Here is a 15571-nt window from a genome sequence, read left to right as displayed (position 1 = left end):
TCGAGCCGCTTGGTGTCCGGTCCTGTAACCTCAATCTGGATGCCCGTTCGCATGCGCCATCTTCGCATGTCCCCCCGTTCAAGGGAATCCCGAAAACGGAATCATCTGTTCCGATCAATCCACTAGGACAGCGCTTTCTTGACCAGGAAGAGGCTCCCAATTCAACGATACCGAGAAAGACTTAATGATCTTGCTTAGTTCTGATGATGAGCCGGGGAAAGAGTGAATAACTTCGGATCTTATGCACGCATAGCAAAGCGTATCCACCCCCGCTTCGTGAAACAGCATATTAGTATTGTAAACAGAAAATATTAAATCGCGGACCATTCTGCGATCTCTCTCTCCGCTTCCTGCCTCTTCCAGAAAGAATTCGAGTTCGTCTATATAAAGGCGACACTTTACACCACTCTTAACTCTTATTTTTTTGAGCGCAGCTTGGGCTAAGCGCACTAGATCAAGGAAATCTATTTCCTCTGCACCCTGTCGCCTTGCGTCAATTTCCGCGCCGATCTCCGACTGCAATACACCAAGGCCAACCTTCAGCTTAACGGAACCCTTGACGCCACCGACCTTCATGGTGTCGAACAGTGTATTGAATTTCTTTTTGTCCGCCTCAAGCAAAAGAACGATGTCTTTGGAATAAGATTTTCCCTCAATAACATCATCTTCATCTAGGAGACGAAAAATATTCTTTAATATAAACCATTATCAAACTGTCTTATAATCAGTGTCTACTGAAAATTTACCTTGATCTTCTACGACGAAAGTTTTGGTAAGGTTTTCTAGCTTAAGTCTATCCTCATTGCGAATATTTGATTTGAACAGTATCAAGCTAGATTTGTGATCCTCTATCATACCCCTAAGGTAAAGAAGCGCGGCTGTTTTGCCGGTACCTTTCGGGCCGACGATGAGAAACTTTGAGCCGGACGATAACTGATCAAGGTTTGCACGCGGCGGAGCAACGAACGAGTTCATGAATACTCGTGATTCATCTTTGTCCTGCTTTGCTAACTCATGAAGAGCGTCCGGGTCTCCGAAGCGAATCTTAATGATTGGAATGTTCACGAACTGCCCTCACTGCTATTCTCGGTGCTTTATAAGCCAATTCCGATATCCTTGGCGAGGCGCCAAGCTCAAGGCTTTCCTCACACGCATAGAGGAGATCAATCGAGAAATTGTCAGCCAAGAAATGGCTGCATTTCGCGAACGTGCCAGTCGCGATAGCAACCCTTCTCAATCTCCGAAATGACGTGGCGTCTATCCTCGCTCATCATGGTCTGGAATGGCAGCCATTGCCCTCCGGCCGACGAGAACCCGACATTCCGCTCCCGGCCCGTCTTGCTCGCTATCTATCGTTGCATGCTGTCTTTCCAAAGGGCCGGTGTCCGGGTGAAAGCTGTCTATCTGACGTCGGCTTGGGAATGGCAGCAATGTCCCAGTGGGCGCCAGATAGCGTCCGTAATTGGGCCAAGCCGCTAATAGCATTTTGTTATTTGTAGGGAGGCAACTCGGTCAGGATGCGCTGGACCAGCGCGATCAGTTCGTCTTCATCTTTTGGCCATGAGAATGGGCCCACCGCGCTCAAAGCCTGGTTGATCGCAGCGCGTGAAGGAAGGCTTGTTTGCGAGTTATTCGGCATGGGGCAGAGGTCTTGCTTGGTGAGGGAGGCCGTCAAAAAAGATTGCCTTGCAGGAGAGGCTATCAGGATTGCTGGCGGTCCGCCATCTGGATTGATCAGCCCCGCATTCGATTAGGGATCCAGTAGCTCCATCGCCGCTTCGTTGATCAGTTCCAGGTCACCGGGCCCGAAGCCGAGCAGGCGGCGGCGGGGGTAGCGGGCGCGCACAGATGTGCCGTCCTGCGTGCGGCCTACGAAATCCGTCAGGCCGTAATGGTGCGCGCGGGCGGTCTGGCCTACGTTGCCGATGAAGCCCACCGAGACGCCATCCTCGCTGGCCATGACCTTGAAGGATTTGGCGAGGCGCAGCTTGCGGAACATGCGCTGGGCGCGGATGCGGCGGCCGCCTTCGGCCATGCGGGGCTTGCGCGGTTGCATGGGGGAGCCATCGGGTTCGACGTTGCGGGCGATGCGCTGGGCGTTAAGTTTGCGGATCTCCTGCCCGAGCTTGCGCGAGGCTTTGCGGCGCTCGGCCGGGCTCATGCGTTCGCGGTAGGCTTCGAGGAATTGCTCGAGCTCTGCAAATTCGACGGCCATGGTCAGGTGTCCTGGTCCGGCGCGACCTGGAAGAGGATTTCGCTGTCCTGTGCCCAGACAGAGGCCAGAGGGGCGCTGTCAGGGCGCAAGGGGGCCGCGTCAGGGAAGTGGACCGGCTCTTCCTGCACTTCGAGGCTCCAGCCCCCTTGGGACGGCGTAGCGGCGACCACCTCGCGCAAGGGTAGGGTGATCTTCACGTCGAAGGCGCGATCGTCGATCACGTCGACTTCGAACGGGAAGCCCGCAGCATCTGGCTGGAGGAGGTCGGGTTGGTGGAGCCGCATCCAGTCGGTCACGGTGAAGAAGAGGTCCTCGGGCGGCAGCGTGTAGTTTTCCGCGACGATGATGAGATCGTATTCCCAGGCGAAGCCGCGCTGGGGCCCCTGCGTGGCGCGCACCGCGCCGCGTTCCACCCACATGACCAGGCGATCGGCATCGCGGGCGAGGTCGGGCAGGGTGGCGGCAATCGCGGCGCGCAGCGAGGCGGGCTTCTTCACAAGGTCAGTCCCAGAGGTTGACGGTTTCGAGGGTGGGGGCGCTGGAGGCCGGAGGATCGGGAAGGATGACCACCGCACCTTCGGGGACGCGGGTGCCGAGCGCGACCAGGTCCGGGTTCAGGGCCAGCGCCTGTTCGACCACGCCGCCGGACGTGGTGCCCAGTTCGCGCCAGCAGATAGCGTCCAGCGTATCGCCCTGGCGCGCGGTGACGGTGGAGGTCATCAGATCAGCTCCACGGCGGTGCGCGGTACGGCGAGCATGTCGCGGATGGCGAGGGTGGATAGGCGCAGGTATTCCTGCGCAGTCGTTTCCTCGGTGTCGGCGCGGGCCTGGCCGTCCTGGGCGGCGGTGAGATCGCGGTGCAGCTCGGCAAGTTCGGCCGCAGCGGCGAAGCGCACCGCGCGGGTGTAAAGCAGGGTGAGGCGGTGCTGCCCGGCGATGCGGCGGGTGGGCGCGACATCGGCGAGGCTGGCGGCGCCTTCGCCTTCATGGGCCGCGCGCCAGGCTTCCAGTTCGCCAGTCACGCTGATCACGCCGCCCTCAAGGGCAGCGACGAGGCGCGGGTGCGTGACCATCGTGGTGAGGCGCAGGGCATCGCGCATCGCGTTCAGGTCCACATTCGGCCACCAGCCATCGCCTTCGACAACACTGTTCACAGGCGAGGCGGGCGAGGGAGGCAGAGCGGAGAAGGACACAGGCGAGGCTCCTGCAAGGTAAAAAGTGGGGGGTGGGGAACAGGCGCTGGCTGTGGCCTTCTGGCCGCGCCGTGCCTGTTCCGCCCCCCGGCGCGGTGGCGCAGCCGTTACGCGGCCGGAGTGGCCGGATCGGGTTTGGTGGGCGGGGCCTTGTCCGCCTCGGCTTGCTCGGCTTCGGCGTCAGCCTTGTCCTGCGCGGCCTTTTCGTCGGCGAGCTTCTTGAGCTTGCTTTCGGCGGTCCGCAGGAGCGTCTTTGCGCCGCAGCTTTCGTGCAGTTCGATGGCGCGGGTGAAGTGGCCGATGGCGGCGGTGAGAAGGCCGCCCCGGCCGCCAGCGGTGGCGCTGGGGGCGGTGGCATCGAAGATTTCGGCACAATGGGCGAAGGCGAGGCCCAGCGCCTTTTCCAGCTTGGCGCGGACCTGGTCGAAAATGTCTTCGGCCGCAACCAGGTCCTCTACCTCCTGAAGCACGTCGAGAGGGACGTCTTCCACATTGGCGATAGCGGCTTCGGCCACTTCCTCGGCGATGAGGGTGGCGGGGGTGCGCTTGTAGCGTTCGGGAAGAGCGAGGTGGCCGCCCAGCAGCGTGCGGGCGAGCTTCATGGCAAAGGGCCAGTCCTGGATGTCGATGGCCCAGACGGCCATGGTCGCCACGATCTCGTCCTGGGTGCTGGGAACATCGCCTGCAAGCCATGCGGTGGCCGCGCTTTCGGCCCAGACGCGGTACTTTTCGATCATCGCGCGCTTGGCGTCGATCTTGCGCTCGGTCGACTGGATTTCGCGCAGCGAGGCAAGGTCGAGGCCAAGGGCGGCGAGCAGGAGCTGGTATTCGCTGGCGACCGGGCCGGTTTCGGGCATGGGGTGGGGGCCGGAGGCCCATTTGCCTCCGGCCCGGGCGCGCCTTTGCGGCGCGTTGCGACCCGGCGGCAAGACTGCGTTGGCGATGGCGCTGGGCGGGTGAGAGCATGGGAAGTATTCCTTGGTGGACCTGAAGGGGCTGTGAACCTGCCCCGCCCGGGGGAGGGAGAAACCGGGCGGGGGCAGGGAAGGCGGCGCGTTAGGGGACCGGCCGCCTTTTGTCCGATTACGCGGCCGGGGCCGGAGCGATGTTCTCGACCAGGCAGGCGTATTCGAGGTCCTCGATCACGTAGGCCTCGTTTGAAGACTGATAGTCGGTGACCTGGTCGAGCTCGGGCTCGTCCTTCAGCAGGCGGCGGCGCTTGCCGTCCTGGTAGTAGATCGAGAGGTTGTCGTAGCGCGTGATGAAGACCGTCCCGTTGGGGAAGCCCGGCACGCGCACGGCGGGAAGACCGCCCAGGCGCTTGGTCGACATGATGACGTCGCGGGCCTGCTGCTCGGTCGGCGCCAGATCCTGGTTGACCATCGGGAAGTACTTGTCGTGCAGGAGGTCTCCGGACACGAAGACGGCAAGCTCGGTGTCGTTCTTCGCCCATTCGGCCAGAAGCGATTCCTTGGCGTCCCAGACCAGCGCATCGAGCGTGGCGTAGTCGCCGCCTTCGCCATAGGTCACCTGGCCCGAGCCCTCGACCACCTCGGCAAGCACGCGGTCTTCGTTCTCCTCGCGCATCTTCTCGAGCCACCCGATGTTGACGTCCTGCAGCAGCGGGTTGGCCGTGCGGTCGGTCTGCGCGGCCGCCGAGGTGCCGTTGAAGCCGATGAGGATGCGATCGAGCGCCTGACGGCGCAGGTTGTTGTCGCGCCAGAGCGTTTCGAAGTTGGGAAACTTGGCCCACTTGTCGATCTTGGCGTACTTGAGCGCCACGTCGAAGTTGGTCTGGACGCAGGTGTAGCTGCGCTCGTCCATGGCGCTGGGATCGATGCCGGTGCGGCGCGTGCCCGCGCTGGTGTTGGTGCGCCCGGCGATGGTGCTGCCAATGCCCAGGCCCAGCAGCTCGCCCATGATCTCGTCGACGGGCTCGATGTTGATGCGGCTGAGGAATTCGCTCGATTCCTGCATGCGCTGTTCGAGCGTTTGCTGGACGGAGGGTTCGACGGTGAACTTGGCCGAGGCGGCAACGGCGGGATCGATGCCATTGAGCAGGGCGATCTGGCTGACCATCGTCGCGAATTTGACGCGGGTGGCATTCTTCATGGGGTCTGTCTTTCAGGCTGGAGAGGCGCGGGCAGAGAAGGGGGAGAGATCAGCAGTCGGTGCGCACGGCGTTCTCACCGCCGCCGGTGGCCGGCTCGCGCGTGGTGAAGCCGTGGGCCGGTGTGCTTTCCATCTCGGACGTGAGGGCGGCGAGATCGGCCGTCAGCTTGGTGAACCTGGCCGCCGTATCCTTGCGGTCGGCCTCGATCGCGGTGAGGAGCTGGCCGAAGCTGGCCGCAAAGGCCGCAAGGTCCGGGGAAGCGGCGGCATTGGCTTTGCCCTCGGCGGGCGGCGTGACTGGCGCGACCGGGGGTGTGGCGGTGAAGCGATCCAGCAAACCCTTGAGCGAGGCGAAGACGCCGGTGGGATCGGCCGCGCTGGAGGCGCCTTCCTCCTCCATCTCGATCTCGGCTTCCTCGGTCACGGTAAAGAGGTTGCCCTTGTCCTTCTTGCGGTGCGCGAGCGGGTTGTTGTCACCCTGCTGCGCGGCGAAGGTCAGAAGCTGTGTGCCGAGCGAGGCCGGGCTGTCGGTGACCGCGAGGCCGACCATGTAAGCCTTGCCGGTGCCTGCGAAGTTGGGGTTGATCTCGATCGAGGAGAACAGCTTCTGGCCGCGGTCCTTGACCGCGACCAGCGTGTCGAGCGCGTCGACCTGGGCGAAGAGGCCGAGGCGCTGGACCGGCTCGCCGCCGATCTTGAGCGTGACATTCTCGGTGCGAAGGCCGGTGACCTGGCCGTAGTTGCCGAAGCTGCCTTCGGCGCCCAGGCCCCGCACATGCTCCATGTTGACGAGCGCGGTGTAGGTTTGCGGGTCGTAGGTCTCTGCCGCATCGAGCAGCCACTGGCGCTGGATCTCGCGGCCATCGGTGGTCGCGCCCTCGACGGCAACGCGGAAGTAACGGGTCAGGGGCATCGGGTTTGCCTTTCGGTCCTTGGGCTTGGGGCCGCCGTTTTCGGGCGGTGCCGGGTTTTGCTGATCGCCAAAGGACAGGCTCACGCGGCCTAATTCAACGCGGGCGCGTTGTGGGCGTGCGCCTCACAAGGAGGGGGGCTTAGTTTGCCCCCCACTTCGCCCCTAGCGTGCGCGCCATGGCCGAAAAACAGGACACGATCAGCGACTTGGAAGCGAAGGACGGGGGCGGTGCGTCTGCGCCCGAGCCCGCCTCCATGCCCGCGATCGTGGCCAGGCGGACCAAGGCGCGATCGCTGTACTGGCAGGGCTGGACGCTGAGCCAGATCGCGCAGGAACTGGATCTCGCCTACACCACAATCGCCAGCTGGAAGACCCGCCACAAGTGGGACGATGCGCCCGCCATTCAGCGCGCCGAGGAAGGGACGCTGGAGCGGTACCTGACACTGATGGCGAAGGACAAGAAGACCGGCCAGGACTTCAAGGAGATCGACCTGCTGGGCCGCCAGTTCGAGCGCATGGCGCGCATCGCGCGGTATTCCGATGGCGGCACCGAAGCAGACCTGAACCCGGCGCGCGCGAACCCGGCCCGTTCGACCAATAAAAAGAAGGAGAAGGCGAAGAACCTTCTGACGCGCGAGCATGTTGCCCAGCTGCGCGCGGACCTTGAGGCAGGGCTATTCGGCCATCAGGAGGGCTGGCAGGCCAGCGTTTCGCAGCGCACGCGCATGATCCTGAAGAGCCGCCAGATCGGTGCGACCTGGTACTTCGCCCGCGAGCGCCTGCTGGTCGCGCTGGAAACCGGCAAGAACCAGATTTTCATCTCGGCAAGCCGCGCCCAGGCGAACATCTTTCGCAACTACATCGTCCAGTGGGTGCAGAAGGTCTGCGGGATCGAGCTCAAGGGCGATCCCATGGTCCTGCAGCGCGGGGAGGACGATAACGGCGCGCCGCTGGAGGCGGTGACGCTCTACTTCCTGGGCACCAACTACCGCACCGCGCAAGGGTACACCGGCGATGTCATCATCGACGAGTGCTTCTGGATCTACGGCTTCGAGGAGCTGTTCAAGGTCGCCTCGGCCATTGCCACGCACACGCAGTTCACGCGCACGCTGTTCTCCACGCCCTCCACGCTGGGGCACGAGGCCTACCCGATGTGGACCGGCGAGCGCGTCAACAAGCGGCGCGCACGCAAGGACCGGCTGAAGATCGACATCAGCCACCGCGCGCTCAAGGCCGGGCAGGTGGGCAAGGACGGGATCTGGCGCCAGATCGTGACCGTATTCGACGCGATCGAGGGCGGTTTCAACCTCGTCAACGTCGACGAGCTGCAGCTGGAATACGCGGCGGACGAGTTCGACAACCTGTTCCGCTGCCTGTTCCTGGACGACAGCCTTTCGATGTTCCCCTTTGCCATGATGCGCCGATGCATGGTGGACAGCTGGGATGCCTGGCACGGCGATTACCAGCCCTATGCCCTGCGCCCCTACGCAGGCGAAGTGTGGCTGGGCTACGATCCCAACGCCAGCGAGAGCGGGACGGGCGACGATGCCGCGCTGGTGGCCGTCGCCGCGCCGACGAAGCCGGGCGGCAAATTCCGCATTCTCGAAAAGCAGCGCCTCAAGGGCTTGCAGTTCGACGCCCAGGCCGAGGCAATCCGGCGGATGTGCGGCAAGTACAACGTGACCCGCATCGGCATCGATACGACCGGCGCGGGCAAGGCGGTGGAGCAGCTGGTGCGCAAGTGGTTCCCCACTGTCACCGCCTACCATTACAACGTGCAGATCAAGTCGAGCATGGTGCTCAAGGCCAAGAACGTGATCAGTGCCGGGCGCCTGGAGTTCGACGCGGCCTGGCAGGACATGATGTCCGCCTTCATGGCGATCAAGCCCGAGGTGACGAAACACGGCGTCTCCTACGTCGCGAGCCGCAGCGGGGGCGTGGGCCATGCCGACCTCGCCTTTGCGACCATGCACGCCCTTTTCTTCGAGCCCCTGGACATCACCGAAGCGCCGGGCGGCACGACCACAGTGGAGATCTACGAATGAGCGAAACGCTGCCCGCAGAGGCGCAGGCTGACCAGATGCAGGCAGGCGTGGGCGCGGGGGCGGAAGCCTTCACGTTCGGTGAGCCGGAAAGCGTGCTGGATGCAGGCGCCATCTTCGACCTGTTCGAGGTGGCCCACAACAACCGCTGGTACGAGCCGCCGGTCTCGCCCATGGGGCTTGGCCGCGCGTATCGGATGAGCCCGCAGCACCAGAGCTCGATCCTCTTCAAGCGCAACCTGCTGGCGGCCAGCTACGTGCCCACGCCCATGCTCTCGCGCAGTGATTTCGCGCGCTGGGCGCTGGACTGGCTGGTGATGGGCAATGCCTACCTGGAGCGCGTCGACAACCGCCGGGGCGCGCCGCTGGCGCTCAAGCCGCTTCCGGCCGCCTACATGCGGCGCGGGCTGGAGCCGGGGCAGTTCTGGTGGGTGCCGCGCGCCTGGTCCTATCACGATGCGACCGAGATGCCGCGGGGCCGCGTGCACCAGCTGCTCGAGCCTGACCCGATGCAGGAGCTTTACGGCATGCCCGAGTATCTCTCGGCACTGCAATCGGGCCTGCTCAACGAGGCGGCCACGATCTTCCGGCGCCGGTACTACAACAACGGCAGCCATGCGGGCTTCATCCTGTATCTGGGCGATGAGGGGATCAGCGAGGAGGGCGCCAGCGCAATCCGCAAGGCTCTGCGCGGCGCGAAAGGGCAGGGCAACTTCAAGAACCTGTTCATCCACTCGCCCAAGGGCAAGGCCGACGCCATCCGCCTCCTGCCGATCGCCGAGGTGGGCGCGAAGGATGAGTTCCTCAACATCAAGCAGGTGACGGCCGAGGATCTCATGGCCGCGCACCGCGTGCCGCCCCAGCTGATCGCCGTGGTGCCCAAGAACACGGCAGGCTTTGGCAACGTGAAGGATGCCGCGGCGATCTTCTACGAGGCCGAGATCGTGCCGATCCAGGAGCGCATGCGCGAGGTGAACGACTGGCTGGGCGTGGAAGCGCTGCGCTTTGAACGGCCTGCGCTGGCCATGCCGCTGACGAGCGCTGCCTGACACTTGAGATATCGCCCGCCGATAGGCGGGGGACCGGGCGCGGCAACGCCCGAAGTCCGACGATCACAGCTCGTCATGATCCCGATCGGTCCCGCCACGGAGACCATCCCGCCTGCCGACTCGGCGCGGGAACAAATATGGAACATGTATCGTGTTGTCGACTCCAGAATTTACGCTCGCGCCGGTCGATCCGGTGCGCCCTCTCGCGCCCTACATCGGAGGCAAGCGCCAGCTGGCCAAGCGCCTGGTCGCGCTGATCAACTCGGTCGAGCATCGCACCTATGCCGAGGTGTTCGTGGGCATGGGCGGCGTCTTCCTGCGCCGCGACCAGCGGCCCGGGGCCGAGGTCATCAATGACTGGTCCGAGGACGTCGCCACCTTCTTCCGGGTGATCCAGCACCACTACGTGGCGTTCCTGGATATGCTGCGCTGGCAGGTGACGAGCCGGGCGGGGTTCGAGAAGCTTTTGGCCATGGAGCCGTCCTCGCTGACGGACCTGCAGCGCTCGGCCCGCTTCCTCTATCTCCAGCGCCTGGCCTTCGGCGGGAAGGTGAGGGGGCGCGGCTTTGGCGTCTCGCCCGAGACGCCTGCACGCTTCGATGTGACCAAGCTGGCGCCGATGATCGAGGCGGTGCACGAGCGACTGGCCGGAGTGGTGATCGAGCGGCTGCCCTGGTCGGACTTCCTCACCCGCTACGACCGGCCGGGCACGCTCTTCTACCTCGATCCGCCCTACTACGGCTGCGAGGGCGACTACGGCCGGGACCTGTTCGGCCGCGAGCAGTTCGAGCTGATGGCCCAGCAGCTGCGTTCCCTGCGCGGCCGGTTCATCCTCTCCCTCAATGATCACCCGGACGTGCGCCGGATCTTCGCGGGCTTCGACTTCCGCGAGGAGGAGCTGACCTACACGATCGGCGGCGCGAACAAGGCCAAGCGTGTGGGTGAGGTGATCATTACGAACTGACGGCGAGGGGGGCGGGCTGCGCGTGGCGTGGCCCGCTTGGGCCGGGAGCGGACTGGCAAGTTTCGGCGTGAAATTGGCGATAATTACCGGTTGAAAGCCACACTGATAGAGCGGCTTCAATTCATCCGATTGGGCGGTTCCAGAGCAAAACAACGCTCCCCAAAAGCGGAGATGAAGCTGCGGGTCGCTATCGATTTGAACCTGGCCGTGCCCAGCGACGCTACCTTTCGGCGTAAAGGTTTGGGCTGCTAATGATTGCTGGTCAGCGGATCGCATCGGGGGGCTTGGCGCGAACAAGAGCAGTGAAAATCGCCATCCGGCCGCTCTCTAATCTTTGCAGAAGAGGCACGACAGGATGGCGAATGAAGCCTGGACGGGAAGGCTCAGGTGAGGGGCGGGTAGTCCGTGTAGCCCTGCTCGTCACCCACATAATAGCTCGATGGATCGGACGGCGCCAAGGCGGCGTTTTGACGGAAGCGTTCGGGCAAATCCGGGTTGCTGATGAAGAGCGTTCCGAAGGTCACTGCGTCGGCCAAGCCCGACGCGATCGCCTGTTCTGCGGTTTTCCGGTCATAGCCTACGTTCACGACGAACACACCGGAGAAGCGCTTTCTCGCTTCGGGGGCCAACGGTTTGAGACCTTCGGGAAGCTGTGCCGCTTCCATGAAGTGAAGTATGCCCACCTTCCTGGCCTCAAGAGCCTCTACGGCAAACATGTATGTGCCTTCCAAATCGCTATCGCCCATGTCGTTATAAGGAATCCGAGGCGACAGCCTTACCGATACTCGGGATGCGCCAAACACCCGGATGGCAGCGTCGGTCGCTTCGAGCAGGAAGCGGGCGCGGTTCTCGACAGGTCCACCATAAGCGTCCGTTCTCTTGTTCGGACCGTCTTCAAGGAATTGGGCCGGGAGATAGCCATTGGCACCATGCACTTCAACACCGTCGAAACCTGCGGCTTGGGCTGCGCGTGCAGCGGCCTCGTAGTCTGCAATTGTGGATTGGATTTCCTCCAAAGTCATGGCGCGCGGGGTGACGGTCGGCTTCGGCCCCTCAGGCGTAAAGGCCTGACTTTCGAAGGGCACTGCCGAAGGCGCTACCGGCAAAGCTCCGCCATGGAAGTCCGGATGAGACGCACGGCCCGTGTGCCAGAGTTGCGCAAAGATAAAGCCACCTGCTGCATGAACGGCCTCAGTAACCTTGCGCCATCCTTCAATCTGTTCGGAAGTATGTATCCCGGGTGTATTCGTCCAGCCGATCGCTTGTTCGCTGATCTGCGTGCCTTCCGAAATGATCAGGCCTGCCGAGGCACGTTGGGAGTAGTAAAGTGCAGTCCGATCATTCGCCACATGGTCGGGCGTTCTAGCCCTTGTCATGGGAGCCATAAACACTCGGTTCTTGAATTCGAAGATGTCGGTTTTCAACGGGGCCAGTAATTTCAGATCAGTCATTTTATGCTCCAGTAAATCTGGAGGCCTAGATATACATTGTAGACCTAATATCAATTAGGCACCTTGGGTCGCCTAGGTAGGTCTGAGTAAACCTGCCACCCGTTTGACAAGACTTAACCCACACGTTTTTCCACCTGAACACCACTGAAGCCGTCATCCGATTGGCGCTTATCAAAGGCTTCCCGTGCAGCATTGACATCCGCAAGATTGTCTAGCGTCCACTGGTGAAGTTTTCGCAATGGCTCTTGCAAGGTGCGACCCAGCGCGGTGATCTCGTACTCGACGGCAACTGGTGAGAGGGAAATGACGCGGCGGGTGATCATCCCATTGCGCTCGAGTTTGCGCAGGCATTGTGTAAGCGCTTTCTGGCTAACGCCCTCCAACCGCCTGCGAATAAGGTTAAACCGATGAGGGTTGTCGGTCAGGACCGTTAGTACCATCGTGGACCATTTGTCAGCGATCTGATCGAAGAGGCCCCGGCTAGGGCAATCCGATGAAAAGCAAACCGGATCTAATTCCGTGACATCATGCATTTTATGTTCATCCCAAAATATGGGTTTCGGACATGCTGGTATAAAATCTATACCTAGCTCCGTGGACTGGCGTTTGCACGAAAAAAGTCGGAATGCGGCCGCAGGAAACATGGTCCCACAGGAACTCTTGGACGGTGGTTGACGCGCCAAGGTGATTATGCTGGTGGAGCGCTAGTCCAACGGATCAAGACGGCGCGCCGATCCTAATGCACTTCAAAGAAGTTTTGGAATCGCAATTGATTGGTTACTGCTACCAGAACAAAGCCCATCGAACCGCCAGCTTTAGGCTCCTCGATGTGCTTGCCCGGCGCCCGAAACTGGGGCGCGAAGTGGCCCTCGATGCCTTGCTGAACAAAGGGCAGCTTTCAGGATCGCAGCTCGACCCTAGGAATGACCTACATGGGCGCAAAGCGGACCTGTCACACACGCGGCATTGCGGGGCACAGGTAATGGACCAATGCCCAACTCGTCCCTTCCCTTTCCACCGGAGCACGAAAATCGCATCGATTTGCACGAGCTCTGTCGCGCCACTAGCCTGCGATATGCGCTCATCCAATCGGAGAAAAATGTGCTCGTTGCCTCTCGGATTCTTACGTATCTGGCATTAGCTTGTCTGGCTCTGGCATCGCCTGCCTATGCGAGGCATGATCAACCGGCATCCGCGACATTTTCCGAATGCAAGGACGCGCGTGCACACACAACACTGCAGAGAACCGAATGCGCGCGAATTGATGTGCCGCTGGACTATACCAAGCCGGACCTCGAAACGATTCAGTTGTTCGTCCGCAAGTTTCCCGCCCAGAGAGCCAGAAAGGGCCAGTTGTGGCTAGTCGCCGGCGGCCCGGGAGAATCCGGCGCTTCATTCTACCCGTTCATTGAGACTTTCCGAGCGGCTGCTCCTGGCTTCGATCTGATGATTCCCGATCATCGCGGGACGGGCTTCTCGACAAGACTCTGCCCGGAAGAAGAAAGCCCGTCGAGTGATGCGGGCACTGCTCTGGCCGGTGAGGAGTGGGCTACGTGCTTCGATGACCTCAATGCGAATGCGGGCCGGACCAGATCGTTCACTATCTCGAATGCCGCTCATGACCTTAAGCTCTTGATGTCTCGATTCGATTCCGGCGATAGCTCGTATCTCTACGGCGTCTCCTACGGCACCCAGCTCGTGCTGCGCATGTTGACCCTTGCGCCTCGAGGCGATCTCGACGGCGTCATTCTCGACTCTTTGGTTCCGCTTGAAAGCAACGATCAACTGGATTTAAGCCATCGGTCGGCCGTTACGGACCGCGTGGGCCGAAAAGTGCTGCGTCAGTGCGACCAAGTAGCTGATTGCAAGCGGTATTTCCCCGAGGGGGCCGAGCAGGCGGTCACTGAGCTTTTCCAGCGTGACGATATTGGGGATCTGGCTGGCCAAGATCTGAAATACCGGCTGTCTGCTTTGCTGGATTTTCCAGAAACTCGGGACATGCTTCCCAATGTGATAGCGGGATTACAGGCGGATAATCCCGCATGGCTGGACTATGCTATGGGTCGGTTGGCAGGCATCGGTTCCGTTCTCAAATCCTATCCGCAAAGCGGATCATCTATCCCGCTGGTAAACCTGATCAGCCGCTCCGAGAACAATGCCCGGCCGCAACTAACGGCTGAAATGATCAGAAACGAAACGGAGGGATATCTCTTCGCCAGTCCATTGCCATCACTTCTGCTCGCCGGAGGTATTCCGACCTACCAGCCAGATGCAAGCTTCGGGGGTATCCCTGAACGTATACCTCCGACGATTGTGCTTCACGGAACGCTCGACCCTAAGACCCCGCTTGACGGAGCGCGAGAGCATGTCACCGCACTGAAAGTGGCAGGGGACATCTCCCTGCTCCAGATCGAACAGGCACCTCATTTCGTCCTCATGACCGCGCCGGAAGAGTTCAAAGAGCTGACGAAGAGTTTTCTTGGCAGAGCGGACGGGCGGCGATCTAGCCCTTGAAAGCCATAGCTGAACGGCCGACAAAGGCGCGTTGCTGACCTGACTTTTTAGCCCAGGCGCGCCACAATGGCGATGCGGCCGCGTGGGCCTCCCGTGCCTATCCTGTCTCACCATCGCCGTGCCCAGAGCCTGCCCCATCCTCACGGCTCCCCTCGACCGATCGAACCCACCCATGCCTGCTGTCCGGCCGAGACCCCACACGCCGGGCTTGCCCCCACGCCTCGCCTCCACGCTTTTGGTGCGGATATTACGCAAGGGATCGCGGTTCTACGCACATTGCGATGTGCGATTAAGGCCGGATTTCTGCGGAAGGCGGGTCGTGTCCCGCGGGTTGGTGTAGGAACCGTCGATCTACGGCAGGATCGGGTTCAGGTCAGGCGGCCAGTGCTGGCAAGCTGACCATAGGATTATGGCTCACCGAGCCGAGAGTTTCCAGCGTCATGTAGCGGCGCGATACGGCCCACTCATCATTTTGCTCCAGCATGAGCGCTCCGACGAGACGAACGACGGCAGCGTCATTCGGAAATATGCCGATCACGTCCGCCCTTCGCTTGATCTCCTTGTTGACCCTTTCCAGCGGGTTGGTGGACGCGATCTGCGCCCAGTGATCCTTGGGGAAGGCCATGTAGGCGAGCACGTCTTCGCGTGATGCGTCCATCATGTCGACCAGCTTTGGAAACTTCTCGCGCAGGGCATGGGCAACCTGAGAAGTGGCTCGGTTTGTCTGAACAGCCTTTGACGTTTGATAAGTGGATCGTCTGCGGTTTGGTTGTTCAAGCTGGCGCCTGCGGGGCGTCATGGAGGTCGGGCGTAGCCCGGCCGGAGTGACGCCCCGCAAGTCGCGGCCAATTCACGCTGCCACGGCCTGTGGCAGATTGTCAAAGTAGGTTTGATCGGGCGTACGTCCGCCGAGGCTCGAGTGAGGTCTCCGGGCGTTGTAGAAGCCCAGGTATCGGCCGATCGAACTGCGCGCTTCGCTGACGCATGCGTCGGCGTGCAGGTAGACTTCCTCGTACTTCACCGAGCGCCACAGCCGCTCGACCACGACATTGTCGCGCCAGGCGCCGCGGCCGTCCATGCTGATGGCGATACCCTCGCGCCGCAGCACGCCGGTGAAG

General features: G+C 61.8%; 17 protein-coding genes. 4 read left to right on the top strand and 13 right to left on the bottom strand.

All coding sequences use genetic code 11. The annotated features are described in order from the left end of the window. Nucleotides 1-114: 114 nt before the first annotated feature. From FMM79_RS00340 to FMM79_RS00300, 9 genes are all read right to left on the bottom strand, one after another. Complete coding sequence (locus FMM79_RS00340; RefSeq protein WP_148625099.1) at nt 115-621, bottom strand: hypothetical protein; 507 nt, start codon at nt 619-621, stop codon at nt 115-117. Nucleotides 622-708: 87 nt separating this feature from the next. Further along, nucleotides 709-1065 carry a hypothetical protein gene (locus FMM79_RS00335; RefSeq protein ID WP_148625097.1) on the bottom strand — a complete coding sequence of 119 codons (357 nt, stop codon included), beginning with the start codon at nt 1063-1065 and terminating at the stop codon, nt 709-711. Nucleotides 1066-1750: 685 nt separating this feature from the next. Next, complete coding sequence (locus FMM79_RS00330; RefSeq protein ID WP_148625095.1) at nt 1751-2215, bottom strand: phage virion morphogenesis protein; 465 nt, start codon at nt 2213-2215, stop codon at nt 1751-1753. Nucleotides 2216-2217: 2 nt separating this feature from the next. Beyond that, the gene (locus FMM79_RS00325) at nt 2218-2712 is read right to left on the bottom strand and encodes a phage tail protein (protein ID WP_162528396.1); all 495 of its coding nucleotides are present in this window, start codon (nt 2710-2712) and stop codon (nt 2218-2220) included. A gap of 4 nt (nt 2713-2716) precedes the next feature. Then, nucleotides 2717-2935: a tail protein X gene (locus tag FMM79_RS00320; RefSeq protein ID WP_148625091.1), complete on the bottom strand. Its 219-nt coding sequence runs from the start codon at nt 2933-2935 to the stop codon at nt 2717-2719. Continuing rightward, nucleotides 2935-3408 (bottom strand): head completion/stabilization protein, encoded by a 474-nt coding sequence (locus tag FMM79_RS00315; RefSeq protein ID WP_148625090.1) that lies wholly within the window; start codon nt 3406-3408, stop codon nt 2935-2937. Before FMM79_RS00315 ends, FMM79_RS00320 begins: the two co-directional genes overlap by 1 nt. A 107-nt stretch (nt 3409-3515) precedes the next feature. Beyond that, entirely contained in the window at nt 3516-4265 is a 750-nt protein-coding gene (gene gpM, locus FMM79_RS00310) for a phage terminase small subunit (RefSeq protein ID WP_240338876.1), read from the bottom strand. Nucleotides 4266-4491: 226 nt separating this feature from the next. Then, the gene (locus FMM79_RS00305; protein WP_148625087.1) at nt 4492-5520 is read right to left on the bottom strand and encodes a phage major capsid protein, P2 family; all 1029 of its coding nucleotides are present in this window, start codon (nt 5518-5520) and stop codon (nt 4492-4494) included. A 49-nt stretch (nt 5521-5569) separates the two neighbouring features. Then, nucleotides 5570-6433, bottom strand: coding sequence for a GPO family capsid scaffolding protein (locus FMM79_RS00300; RefSeq protein ID WP_162528395.1), 864 nt, complete (start codon nt 6431-6433; stop codon nt 5570-5572). A 176-nt stretch (nt 6434-6609) separates the two neighbouring features. Between FMM79_RS00300 and FMM79_RS00295 the strand changes: the two genes are divergently transcribed. The 3 genes from FMM79_RS00295 to FMM79_RS00285 all read left to right on the top strand — a co-directional run bounded on the left by FMM79_RS00295 (nt 6610) and on the right by FMM79_RS00285 (nt 10488). Next, entirely contained in the window at nt 6610-8478 is a 1869-nt protein-coding gene (locus FMM79_RS00295) for a terminase large subunit domain-containing protein (RefSeq protein WP_148625083.1), read from the top strand. Further along, nucleotides 8475-9524: a phage portal protein gene (locus tag FMM79_RS00290; RefSeq protein ID WP_240338875.1), complete on the top strand. Its 1050-nt coding sequence runs from the start codon at nt 8475-8477 to the stop codon at nt 9522-9524. Before FMM79_RS00295 ends, FMM79_RS00290 begins: the two co-directional genes overlap by 4 nt. Nucleotides 9525-9675: 151 nt before the next feature. After that, nucleotides 9676-10488, top strand: a complete 813-nt coding sequence (locus FMM79_RS00285; protein ID WP_148625081.1) for a DNA adenine methylase — start codon at nt 9676-9678, stop codon at nt 10486-10488. A 383-nt stretch (nt 10489-10871) separates the two neighbouring features. On the opposite strand, the gene FMM79_RS00280 is transcribed toward FMM79_RS00285, so the two are convergent. Both FMM79_RS00280 and FMM79_RS00275 read right to left on the bottom strand, forming a co-directional pair. After that, nucleotides 10872-11939, bottom strand: a complete 1068-nt coding sequence (locus FMM79_RS00280; protein WP_148625079.1) for an alkene reductase — start codon at nt 11937-11939, stop codon at nt 10872-10874. Between the two features lie 113 nt (nt 11940-12052). Further along, nucleotides 12053-12472 (bottom strand): helix-turn-helix domain-containing protein, encoded by a 420-nt coding sequence (locus FMM79_RS00275; protein WP_148625077.1) that lies wholly within the window; start codon nt 12470-12472, stop codon nt 12053-12055. Nucleotides 12473-12929: 457 nt separating this feature from the next. Here FMM79_RS00275 and FMM79_RS00270 point away from each other — a divergent pair, with 457 nt between their 5' ends. After that, nucleotides 12930-14453, top strand: a complete 1524-nt coding sequence (locus FMM79_RS00270) for an alpha/beta fold hydrolase (protein ID WP_148625075.1) — start codon at nt 12930-12932, stop codon at nt 14451-14453. 373 nt (nt 14454-14826) lie between these two features. Here the strand turns inward: FMM79_RS00270 and FMM79_RS00265 are convergent, their stop codons facing one another. Both FMM79_RS00265 and FMM79_RS00260 read right to left on the bottom strand, forming a co-directional pair. Then, nucleotides 14827-15252, bottom strand: a complete 426-nt coding sequence (locus FMM79_RS00265; RefSeq protein ID WP_256376760.1) for a transposase — start codon at nt 15250-15252, stop codon at nt 14827-14829. 51 nt (nt 15253-15303) lie between these two features. Continuing rightward, nucleotides 15304-15571, bottom strand: a 268-nt coding sequence (locus FMM79_RS00260; RefSeq protein ID WP_148625073.1) for an integrase core domain-containing protein, incomplete at its 5' end; no start/stop codon positions are given.

The organism is Novosphingobium sp. BW1 (assembly GCF_008107685.1).
In the GTDB taxonomy this organism is placed as follows: domain Bacteria; phylum Pseudomonadota; class Alphaproteobacteria; order Sphingomonadales; family Sphingomonadaceae; genus Novosphingobium.
This window is presented reverse-complemented; position numbering and strand designations above follow the sequence as displayed.

Excerpts from the sequence above, each read along its gene's own strand:
- FMM79_RS00300 (WP_162528395.1), bottom strand. The coding sequence starts at position 6,433 with ATGCCCCTGACCCGTTACTTCCGCGTTGCCGTCGAGGGCGCGACCACC.
- FMM79_RS00270 (WP_148625075.1), top strand. The coding sequence starts at position 12,930 with ATGCCCAACTCGTCCCTTCCCTTTCCACCGGAGCACGAAAATCGCATC.
- FMM79_RS00290 (WP_240338875.1), top strand. The coding sequence starts at position 8,475 with ATGAGCGAAACGCTGCCCGCAGAGGCGCAGGCTGACCAGATGCAGGCA.
- FMM79_RS00280 (WP_148625079.1), bottom strand. The coding sequence starts at position 11,939 with ATGACTGATCTGAAATTACTGGCCCCGTTGAAAACCGACATCTTCGAA.
- FMM79_RS00275 (WP_148625077.1), bottom strand. The coding sequence starts at position 12,472 with ATGCATGATGTCACGGAATTAGATCCGGTTTGCTTTTCATCGGATTGC.
- FMM79_RS00305 (WP_148625087.1), bottom strand. The coding sequence starts at position 5,520 with ATGAAGAATGCCACCCGCGTCAAATTCGCGACGATGGTCAGCCAGATC.
- FMM79_RS00330 (WP_148625095.1), bottom strand. The coding sequence starts at position 2,215 with ATGGCCGTCGAATTTGCAGAGCTCGAGCAATTCCTCGAAGCCTACCGC.
- FMM79_RS00320 (WP_148625091.1), bottom strand. The coding sequence starts at position 2,935 with ATGACCTCCACCGTCACCGCGCGCCAGGGCGATACGCTGGACGCTATC.
- FMM79_RS00265 (WP_256376760.1), bottom strand. The coding sequence starts at position 15,252 with ATGACGCCCCGCAGGCGCCAGCTTGAACAACCAAACCGCAGACGATCC.
- gpM (WP_240338876.1), bottom strand. The coding sequence starts at position 4,265 with ATGCCCGAAACCGGCCCGGTCGCCAGCGAATACCAGCTCCTGCTCGCC.
- FMM79_RS00295 (WP_148625083.1), top strand. The coding sequence starts at position 6,610 with ATGGCCGAAAAACAGGACACGATCAGCGACTTGGAAGCGAAGGACGGG.